This is a genomic window from Adlercreutzia sp. ZJ138, from assembly GCF_011038935.1.
GTDB lineage: Bacteria > Actinomycetota > Coriobacteriia > Coriobacteriales > Eggerthellaceae > ZJ141.
This window is the reverse complement of record NZ_JAAKEA010000037.1, coordinates 1-9195: the sequence shown is the minus strand read 5'-3', so window position 1 is coordinate 9195 and position 9195 is coordinate 1. Positions and strand designations below refer to the sequence as shown.

Below are 9195 nucleotides of genomic sequence, written 5' to 3'. Positions count from 1 at the left end.
CCGCGATGGCGAAGAGCCTTTTCAGGCTTGACGTCTGCGCGCCTGCGAGCTCTTGGCAGTATTTCAGAAGGAATCCGCGAAACGTGAGCATCATGCCCGCCATCCTTCCTCGTACGTGCGATAGTTATGAAGCAGATTCTTTAGTTCTCGATCTTGCTCGGGGAGAGCGCAACGGCTTGCCGCTGCCTCTTCGGGAGAATGCACAAGGTGATCGAGTGCCGCCCAGTCCAGCTTTTCCAGGAACTCAGGTGCAGTCAAATCGGCCATGTCGGGTGCTTCCCATCGATATAGCTTCATTACCGCTATATCTTCAATCGAAGGAACGTAAATATCGAGCGCGTAGGTGTCCAGGTCAATGCGCTCGATGCGATCCTCGAAATTGTAAGGGAGACATGCTTCGTAAGCTGCGCACTGGTTGTTGAAATCAGCATCGCTGAAAAGGAAAGGTTTCACTGATTTCTCGGCTCGAAGCACATCGACGTCTTTCGTTGCTCCTTTTGACGAGAGGTCGCTCAGCAGCAATGCGCTTGCTCCCACTATGATGATGCCGACGCGCTGGCCTTCCCGAAGGATTCCAGAAAAGAAGACGTCTTCATCGATGCGCTTCAGTTTAGAGATAAGCTCAGCCTTATCCATCGTGCCTCCAATAGTATTAATTTGCAATAATAATACTACAGGAGACACGATGGGGAAAGACGATTGCGAAAAAACAGATTACAGCTCTCCAATCCGGGCAAGATCTAGCCAGAATGACCTGACCCTATTGCCACATGCTGACGAGCATACCGGTACGAATGGGCTGGCGGAATTGCTCAGTGTTTCCTTGGGAATTATCTTACGCGCTTTCGTTATAGGCTGCAGCGACGGCTTGTATGAGCTTTTCGGTTAAGGGCGGGTTTTTGTCGTTGCGGTATGCGAGTAGTGCGGGCGGCTCGATGAGGGGTTTGCCGTCAAGCTTGTTTATGACCACGATGTCGCTGCGGTTCGCATACCGCTTTCGCAGTGCGTTTTCGTCACAGCTTACCAGCATGTCGCCAAGGTCGGCGAAGGCCAGCTCAGTTTCGTTTTCCATGGGCTGAAGGGTGAAACGCAAGTCAAGATCGCTACCGAGCATAGTAAGCAGCACGTGTTTTTCCAGACTAGACCACGCAAGGCTTCCTAAAAGGAAGGTTGCGCCTCGGATGTCGTCGCGGGTGGGTGTGTTAACACTTGCCAAAGGGTGGTCAGTTGAACATGCAAGCGCCCAGTGCGTTCCTTTAAGCGGAGCGAAAGAAACAAAGGACTGTTCAGCGCGCTTTAACAGGGCATCGTCGAGAACTCCCAGCATGCAACCCATATCCATCTTCCGAGCGATGATCGCATCAAGGGAAGTCTGGTCGATGTTGCGCTCAATTGGAACTACCGGCACACCCGCTTCTTTAAAAACCCGAAGAACCGCCGGAAACGCGTACAAGCGTGAGGCAATGCGCACCGGAGAGCATTGGCGGGAAACGGCCCTTACTGTCTTTTGTGCTTCTACGGCCAACGTGCTCAAGTCTTGAGCGTACGCAACGAACGCTTTACCGGCTTCGGTTAGGGCAAACGAGGCCGCGCTGCGGTCGATAAGGGATACTTCGAGTTCTTTCTCGAGCGATGCGATATGCGCGCTTAACGTCGATTGAGACAAGTAAAGCTCTTTTGCTGCACGGTTAAAACCCTTGTTGCGAACAAGCGCAAGAAACTCGTCGATCACTTCGATTTTCATAGATCCTCCCCTCAGCCGTTTGGCGCTAGCTTTTCAGTATAAGCGGACTGCGAGGTGGTTTGTGAGCTCATCGCGAATTGCGATTGCCCTATAGCGAAACTCGGATAGGTGCAATGTTTTCGCTATTTCTCTAATCGGGACGCATGTTTTTAAGGTAAGTATGCGCGAAATGTGAATTGCGAAGCGCACTATTAATTGTCGGGAACAAACGGATGGGAGAAAGCAATGGGATACAACGATATCAGGGCAGAGGAAGGCGTGAGCCGTCGCAAATTCCTTATGGGAGGCGCGCTTTTGGCGAGCTCGGCTGTAATCGGCGCTGGGTTTGCGGGATGTTCCCCTTCGACATCGGATAGCAGCTCTTCTGCAGCTGGGTCGGGCGACACTTCCTGGGACAAAGAGGCGGATATCGTCGTTGTCGGAACGGGCACGGTGGCAGTTGCCGCCATGGCGGCAAGTCATTATGGTGCTGGCAAGATCATCGTGTTGGAGAAGACCGACTTGTTCGGGGGAACCACCATTTTCTCAGGGCAGGGGATGGGTATTCCGCTGTGCCACGTGCATGGCGATAACGCTGCTAACGATACGATGGAGGCTGTTCTCGAGTATTACAAAAACGCTTCAGGCGGTCGTGCTGACCTGTCCGTTGGTGAGGCGTTTGCCACGAATGGCGACCGTTTCGTTACGTGGATGGAAGAAACGTACGGCATGACGTTCGGCTTTACGGTTGGAGAAGGCTTCTTCGGCGATTACTACGATCCGGTAGAAGGCTATCTAGGCATTGGGCGCAACCCGATCAACGTGGTATCCATCGAAGGTGAGAACGAGGGCACAACGGCTTGGACGTACTTCAACAAGCGAATTATGGCAGACGAAAATACCGAGCTGCTGCTCGGTACGCCTGCAACCAGCTTAGTGACCGATGAGAATGGTGCCGTGATTGGCGTTGTTGCTAACGACGGTTCGTCGGATATTCGCATCAAGGCCAACAAGGCTGTCATTTTGGGTACGGGCGGCTTCGAGCACAATGCGCACATGCGTCAGCAGTACCTTTCTATGCCGTTGATCGGCTTGCAATCATGCGAAGGCAATACGGGTGACGGGCACAAGATGGGCATGAAGGTGGGCGCCGACGTTGCTTATATGGATCGCTGCTGGGGCCTTCCTCATGTGTATTTAGGGGACAAGAACCCTCGGGAAATGGTGCTCAACAACGAGGCTATTGCCACGCTCGGTGTTGGAAGCGATGCGGTGTTCGATGCAGCTTCGTATCGCGGTTTTCCCGGATCGGTGGTTGTGAATGCTAAGGGCCGCCGCATCGGTAACGAATGCTCATCGTATGATACATTCAACCGAAGCTTCGGGGTGTTCGATAGTGGCGACAACGATCAGCCGAATATCGAGTCTTATCTGGTGTTTGACGCCACATACGTGCCCTCTTTTGGCCGTTTCGCGGGGGCTGGCGAAGACGGCACGCTGCCCGAGGCGTACGTGAAAGCCGACTCGCTCGAAGAGCTTGCCGATAAGCTTGGTATCGAGAAGGAAACGTTTGTGTCCGAGATGGCTGCGTTTAATGAGAACGCATCGCAAGGTGTTGACCCGGTGTTTCATCGTGGCGAGCACGAGTACGACATTAACACTACGGGTGGCTTCATGGCGAAAAGCGGTAGGGATGTAAGCGGGGACAACCCTGTGCTAAGCCCGGTGTCCACACCGCCGTTTTATGGCGTGAAGTATGTTCCCGGCACGTTTGGGACGAACGGCGGCTTGCGCATCGACGCTCATTCTCAGGTGCTGTCTGTTGATGGCGAGCCTATCGCAGGTTTGTATGCGGTCGGCAATTGCTCGAGCGGTGTGGCCGGTGGTTGCTATGCTCATGGTGGATTCACGGTTGGCTCGGGGTCGGTTATGAGCTGGGTTGCTGTGCGTCATATTCTGGGAATCGAAGACTAGCCAATTCGGGGCGGTCTCGGCTGGTTTGAGGCGGCGTTTCGTTGGTGCGGCAGTTCGGTCATACCGCTCGCGTCTTTAAAACGTGCCGTAACGGGTGCTCTGGCGGGCGCTGTCTACCAGAGCACCTGTCTGTGACATAGCCCCCGTCGCATGTGTGACAATAGGGTCAGGGCATTTTGTCACACTGACCACCGCCACCGAGAACTCGGAGATGATGGTGTGACAGACCGCTCCACAGAACAATGATTGCTCTATTGCGATGACGTACACGTATAATGGACTCCTGATTCATACACCTTTATTCACGGATAGAAGCATCGCATGGGAAAGACCACCAATAAGCAGGCAATACGCGCATTTGTTGAGCGTTGGAAGAGCGCTGAGTGTAACGAAGACAGGGAGGCGAGAAGCTTCCTGATCGAGTTTCTAGGCGATGTACTGGGAATAGAGAACCCCACCCGCATCATCGACTTCGAGCGTCGCGTTAAGGGTCGCAAAATAGACGCATTCTACGAAGACATGGGAATTCTCATAGAGGCGAAGTCGCGCAAGCCAGGCATCCTCGACGAGCAGCGCAACAACGGTAAGTACGGCTTCGAGACGCCGTATCAGCAGGCGAAATGGTACGCCAACGAGCTGCCTAACTCCATCACGCCGCGCTGGATTATTGTCACCAGCTTCGATGAATTCCGTATTCACGATCTTGAGCTGGAATACCCCGAACGCGATTACGTGTCGGTCAAGCTCGAAGACCTGCCGGATCAGGCATACCTGTTCGACTTTTTCTTCGACAAGTCGCAGTCGCGCCTGGTGAAAGAGAAAAAGCTTTCTGTCGAGGCGGGCGAGATCGTAGGCAGGCTCTACGACGCCTTTGCGAAGCAGTATAAGAACCTGGATGAGAGTGCCGAAGAGCAGCGCAGTCTAAACGTGCTTATCGTGCGGCTGGTGTTTTTGCTGTACGCAGAAGACGCAGGGCTGTTCAACGGGCACCAGGCATTCTACAAGTACATGAAGGGTTTCAACGCCGAACAATCCCGCGTTGCTTTGCTGGATCTGTTCAAGGTGCTTGACACGCCGGAAGACAAGCGCGATCCTTACGCATCCGAAAAGCTTTTGGAGTTCCCCTATGTGAACGGCTCGCTTTTCGCTGATGGGACTATCATCGTGCCGCAATTTACCGAAGACCTTCGAGTCGAATTGCTGCTGAATGCATCGTGTGGATTCAACTGGAAAGACATTAGCCCCACCATCTTCGGGGCGGTGTTTGAGAGCACCTTAAACCCCGAGACACGTCGTGCGGGAGGTATGCACTACACATCCATCGAGAACATCCATAAGGTGATAGACCCGCTGTTCCTGGACGACCTTAAGGCGGAACTCGCTGAAATCGAGGGCGAGAAGGTCGAACGTAAGCGCATGTTCGCATTGCGCGCGTTCCAGCAGAAACTGGCGTCCCTGAACATCTTTGACCCCGCATGCGGAAGCGGCAACTTCCTTACCGAGAGCTACATTCAGTTGCGCCGTTTGGAAAACCGCGTGCTGGAGAGCATCCAGGGCGAGGGACAGGCCTCGCTCGGCTTCGACGGCGACGCCGACCCCGTGAAGGTATCCATCAAGCAGTTCTACGGCATCGAGATCAACGACTTCGCCGTAAGTGTGGCGAAAACCGCTCTCTGGATCGCCGAAAGCCAGATGCTCACTGAAACGCAGGATATCGTGAGCCGCTACATCGACTATTTCCCGCTGACCACCAACGCCCACATCGTTGAGGGCAACGCCTTGCGCATGGACTGGAATGACGTACTGCCAGCGGAGAAGTGCAGTTACATCATTGGCAACCCGCCGTTTGTTGGATTCAAGTTTGCTACTACGTCCCAGAAAGAGGATATGCGCTCTCTGTTTGGGCAACAAGCAAAACTTCTTGACTATGTGTGCGGTTGGTACAAGAAAGCGGCATCATATATACAAGGCCAACAAATCCACGTGGCGTTTGTTTCAACGAATTCTGTAAGTCAAGGCAAGATGGCTGCAGATCTATGGTCTGTATTGATGGGACAAGACGGGATAGTAATCAACTTCGCATATCGCACTTTCGTATGGAACAACGAGGCTTCAGGTCAGGCACATGTTCATTGCGTGATAATCGGCTTTTCAACCACGCAGGCGGCGGTAAAGGAGAAACGGCTCTACAGGGCGGAAGTGGGTATGCACGCTGCACATATCAACGCTTACCTACTCGATCAGCCGGACGTGTTTATTCTTAGCCGGTCAAAACCCATATGTGATGTCCCTGAGATGGTGATGGGTAACCAGGCTATGGACAACGGGAATCTAATAATTGAGGCCAAAAACTACGAAGCGTTTGTGCAAGCAGAGCCGAATGCCGCCCGATACATCAAACGCTACATGATGGGAAATGAGTTCATTAACAACAAGGAGCGTTGGTGTCTTTGGCTTGATGGATGCTCTCAGGAAACCATAGACTCCATGCCGCTTGTCAGGGAGCGCGTGGAGAATGTTAGGAGATTTCGAGCTGCTAGCAACGATGCTGGTGCGAGAAAGAAGGCGGAGACGCCGCATCTTTTCCGCGAGCAGAGAAATCCGGTCCGTTTTGTTGCTATACCTATAGTCTCTTCGGAACGACGGAGCTATGTTCCGATGGGATTCTTGGATGATGAGGTTATAGCTGGCAACAAGTTGTTCATGCTGCCAGATGCCGATTTATATCATTTCGGGGTTCTGAGCTCCAGTATTCATAATGCTTGGCTCAGGGCTGTCGGCGCGCGGTTGAAGAGCGATTACACGTACTCCAAGGACATCGTTTACAACAATTTCATCTGGCCAGAACCGACACCCGAACAGAAGCAAGCCATCGAACAAGCAGCCCAAGCCGTGCTCGATGCACGCGAGGCGCATCCGGGCTGGTCGCTCGCGCAGCTCTACGACCCTGACAAGATGCCGGCCGATCTGCTCAAAGCACACAAAACCCTCGACACAGCAGTCGAAGCCGCCTACGGTGTCAACTTCCACGGCGACGAAGAGAAGATCGTCGCACATCTATTCAAGTTGTACGCAGAAGCTACGGCAACGTCGAAGTGAATTACATGCTGCTCGATAATAACACGCCAGCACCTGGCTTCAATAGGTTCTTGGAGGTCCAGTGGGTTTGCCCTGCTTGTTTGTTCGAACCCTTTTGGAATTACTATATCCACGACTGTCTATTGCGTTTGCTTCGGTGTGGTCAGCCGAAAGGAAACCGACAGGGAGGTTCTTTCCGCACAAGCGCCTTCCCCACTTGATACAATTCGCTTCACCAGAACAAGAACGAAAGGGCGGAAGCCATGGCAGGAGAAGAGAAAAGCCCATCTGTCAAACCTGGGGAGGCGGAAGAAGACATATCGGTTGCGATCGTTCCCGCAAACGAACCGATTATACGTGATCTTATATACACGGTGCGCGGTACCCAGGTTATGCTCGACAGCGACCTAGCGAGACTGTATCAGGTTGAAACAGGGGCGCTCAATCGTGCTGCCAAGCGCAATGAAGATCGATTTCCCGAAGATTTCAGATTTCGGCTCACCCGCGAAGAACTTGACCAGCTAAGATGCCAAATTGGCATCTTAGCTGGTCAAGACCATGAAACGAAGATCGGCAGAACATACATGCCCTTCGTCTATACCGAGCAGGGTGTCGCCATGCTGTCAGGGGTTTTGCGTAGTGCCGTTGCTGTTCAGGCAAGCATCCGAATAATGCGCGCCTTCGTCGAGATGCGTCACTTCATCGCCAGCAACGCCGCCATGTTCGAACAAGTACGAGGCGTAGAGCTAAAGCTGCTTGAGTACCAGAGAACTACCGATGAGCGCTTCGAGCGAGTGTTCGACTATATGAACACACACGAGGCTCCAAGGCAGAAGGTGTTCTTCGACGGCCAGGTATGGGACGCCTTCGAGCTTTTGGTATCGCTTGTGCATCAAGCCGAGCACGAGATCGTTCTTATCGACGGCTACGTAGACACAAGCACGCTCAGCATCCTGGCGAAGAAGACAGACGGCGTGAACGCCATCGTTTGGGCCCACCCGCGCACGCGCCTCGACCAGCACGACATCGACACCTTCAACGCGCAGTACCCGCAGCTGGAAATCCGCCACACGACGGCCTTCCATGACCGGTTCCTCATCATCGACGGCACTCAAGGCTATTTCGTCGGTGCCTCACTCAAGGACGCGGGAAAGAAGAGCTTTGCCATCTCGCGAATTGAGGATTATGAGTCCGTGCGCGCCATCCTCACGCGCCTTGAAAGATAAGGCCACATCCGAATGATCTCTTCACGTCTGGACGTTGCCCATCGTCGATGGGGTCAAAGGGACGCCCTTCGCATCCTCGCGATTGATTCTGGAAAACCCCGACGATGCTGAGCCGCAAATGTGTATCGGTGTGAGCCGATGAGTTATGGAACGGCACACCGATGTACCGTGGAATCATGCACCGATTGACGCATAATATTCACCACAACAAAACGGTCGTGTGCGTTGCGCTTGCAAAGGAGGTGGGTTTTACACGAGGCTTTACCATGGAAGCAATGTCGAAGTGCATACAGAGGAAGAAACGATACGACGTCTGATGCCTCAAAATCTTAAGGATCAGTATGCGTTCAAAACCCAAAAGGCAATCGATTTGCTCCGGTTCTGCGAGGCGGTGAATGTGTAATGAGCGTCAAATCGCATATCAACAGTTACTACAGTGCCGCAGTGGTCGGTCGCATTGTCGAGAAGTACGGTATCGCTCCTATGGACGCACTGAACTCCTACTCGCATTCGGAAACGCACAGGATGTTTCTTGATCCCGAACTTGCAATGTTGGAGTTTTCCCCTGAGGGAATCTTCGATCTTTGGGAAAGCGAGCAGGTCACGGGTGATCCGCGAAACTCCCTCTATATCAGGAGGGATGAATATGTCTAAGGAAATGGAATTCTTTATCTTCCTTCTTGAGCAATATGCGGAGGAAAAGGGCATATGAAATACCCCTCCTTCTCAGATACAAAGTGTTGATGGACGATATCGAATCACGATTAAAGGAAGCGTCACAGCAACAAAATGGACATATAGCTAACACAGGGAAGCTTTCTCCACGTATGCCTTGTCTGCCCGTGGAGATGGTGCGCGAGTGGAGAGGGAACGCAGCGTCTTGTACGCCCTCATCGCGGTGTCCCGGCTGAGCTTTGATGTGTCCCCTTTGAGGAACGCATAGAAGTTCCCCTTGTTCAGTTCTGCGATCCTGCACGCCTCGGCGCGGCTTACGCCCTTCTGCTCGAGCAGCGTTACAAGGGAAGCAGCGACGTTTTGCAGCGTTTGCTGATCAGTTTGTCTTCGCCCGCTTTCGGCGCGCCACGCGACAAGCGGGCGCTTGTACCTGCTTCTTTCGGGCAGCGTCTCAAGGAAGAGCTCCAACGCAAGGCCCGACTGATGAAAACGGGTCGTTATCTCCTGATACGCGTCGAG

General features: G+C 53.1%; 7 protein-coding genes. 4 read left to right on the top strand and 3 right to left on the bottom strand.

Going from position 1 to position 9195, the window contains the following annotated elements; genetic code table 11:
* Window positions 1–90 precede the first annotated feature (90 nt).
* Window positions 91–636, bottom strand: a complete 546-nt coding sequence (locus G7Y43_RS10425) for a DUF6036 family nucleotidyltransferase (RefSeq protein ID WP_165046348.1) — start codon at window positions 634–636, stop codon at window positions 91–93.
* 199 nt (window positions 637–835) lie between these two features.
* A complete protein-coding gene (locus G7Y43_RS10420; RefSeq protein WP_165046347.1) occupies window positions 836–1744 on the bottom strand; it encodes a LysR family transcriptional regulator in 909 nt (302 codons plus the stop codon).
* A 225-nt stretch (window positions 1745–1969) separates the two neighbouring features.
* Here G7Y43_RS10420 and G7Y43_RS10415 point away from each other — a divergent pair, with 225 nt between their 5' ends.
* From G7Y43_RS10415 to G7Y43_RS10400, 4 genes are all read left to right on the top strand, one after another.
* A complete protein-coding gene (locus G7Y43_RS10415; protein WP_165046346.1) occupies window positions 1970–3697 on the top strand; it encodes an FAD-binding protein in 1728 nt (575 codons plus the stop codon).
* A gap of 321 nt (window positions 3698–4018) precedes the next feature.
* Window positions 4019–6796 (top strand): DNA methyltransferase, encoded by a 2778-nt coding sequence (locus G7Y43_RS10700; protein ID WP_165046345.1) that lies wholly within the window; start codon window positions 4019–4021, stop codon window positions 6794–6796.
* 242 nt (window positions 6797–7038) lie between these two features.
* Window positions 7039–8001 carry an ORF6N domain-containing protein gene (locus tag G7Y43_RS10405; protein ID WP_165046344.1) on the top strand — a complete coding sequence of 321 codons (963 nt, stop codon included), beginning with the start codon at window positions 7039–7041 and terminating at the stop codon, window positions 7999–8001.
* A gap of 402 nt (window positions 8002–8403) precedes the next feature.
* Entirely contained in the window at window positions 8404–8655 is a 252-nt protein-coding gene (locus G7Y43_RS10400; protein ID WP_165046343.1) for a hypothetical protein, read from the top strand.
* Between the two features lie 147 nt (window positions 8656–8802).
* Here the strand turns inward: G7Y43_RS10400 and G7Y43_RS10395 are convergent.
* A partial coding sequence (locus G7Y43_RS10395) for a hypothetical protein (RefSeq protein WP_165046342.1) occupies window positions 8803–9195 on the bottom strand: 393 nt, incomplete at its 5' end.

Bases quoted from the DNA above. Each gene is read 5' to 3' on its own strand.
- G7Y43_RS10425 (WP_165046348.1), bottom strand. From the start codon at position 636: ATGGATAAGGCTGAGCTTATCTCTAAACTGAAGCGCATCGATGAAGAC.
- G7Y43_RS10420 (WP_165046347.1), bottom strand. From the start codon at position 1,744: ATGAAAATCGAAGTGATCGACGAGTTTCTTGCGCTTGTTCGCAACAAG.
- G7Y43_RS10415 (WP_165046346.1), top strand. From the start codon at position 1,970: ATGGGATACAACGATATCAGGGCAGAGGAAGGCGTGAGCCGTCGCAAA.
- G7Y43_RS10700 (WP_165046345.1), top strand. From the start codon at position 4,019: ATGGGAAAGACCACCAATAAGCAGGCAATACGCGCATTTGTTGAGCGT.
- G7Y43_RS10405 (WP_165046344.1), top strand. From the start codon at position 7,039: ATGGCAGGAGAAGAGAAAAGCCCATCTGTCAAACCTGGGGAGGCGGAA.
- G7Y43_RS10400 (WP_165046343.1), top strand. From the start codon at position 8,404: ATGAGCGTCAAATCGCATATCAACAGTTACTACAGTGCCGCAGTGGTC.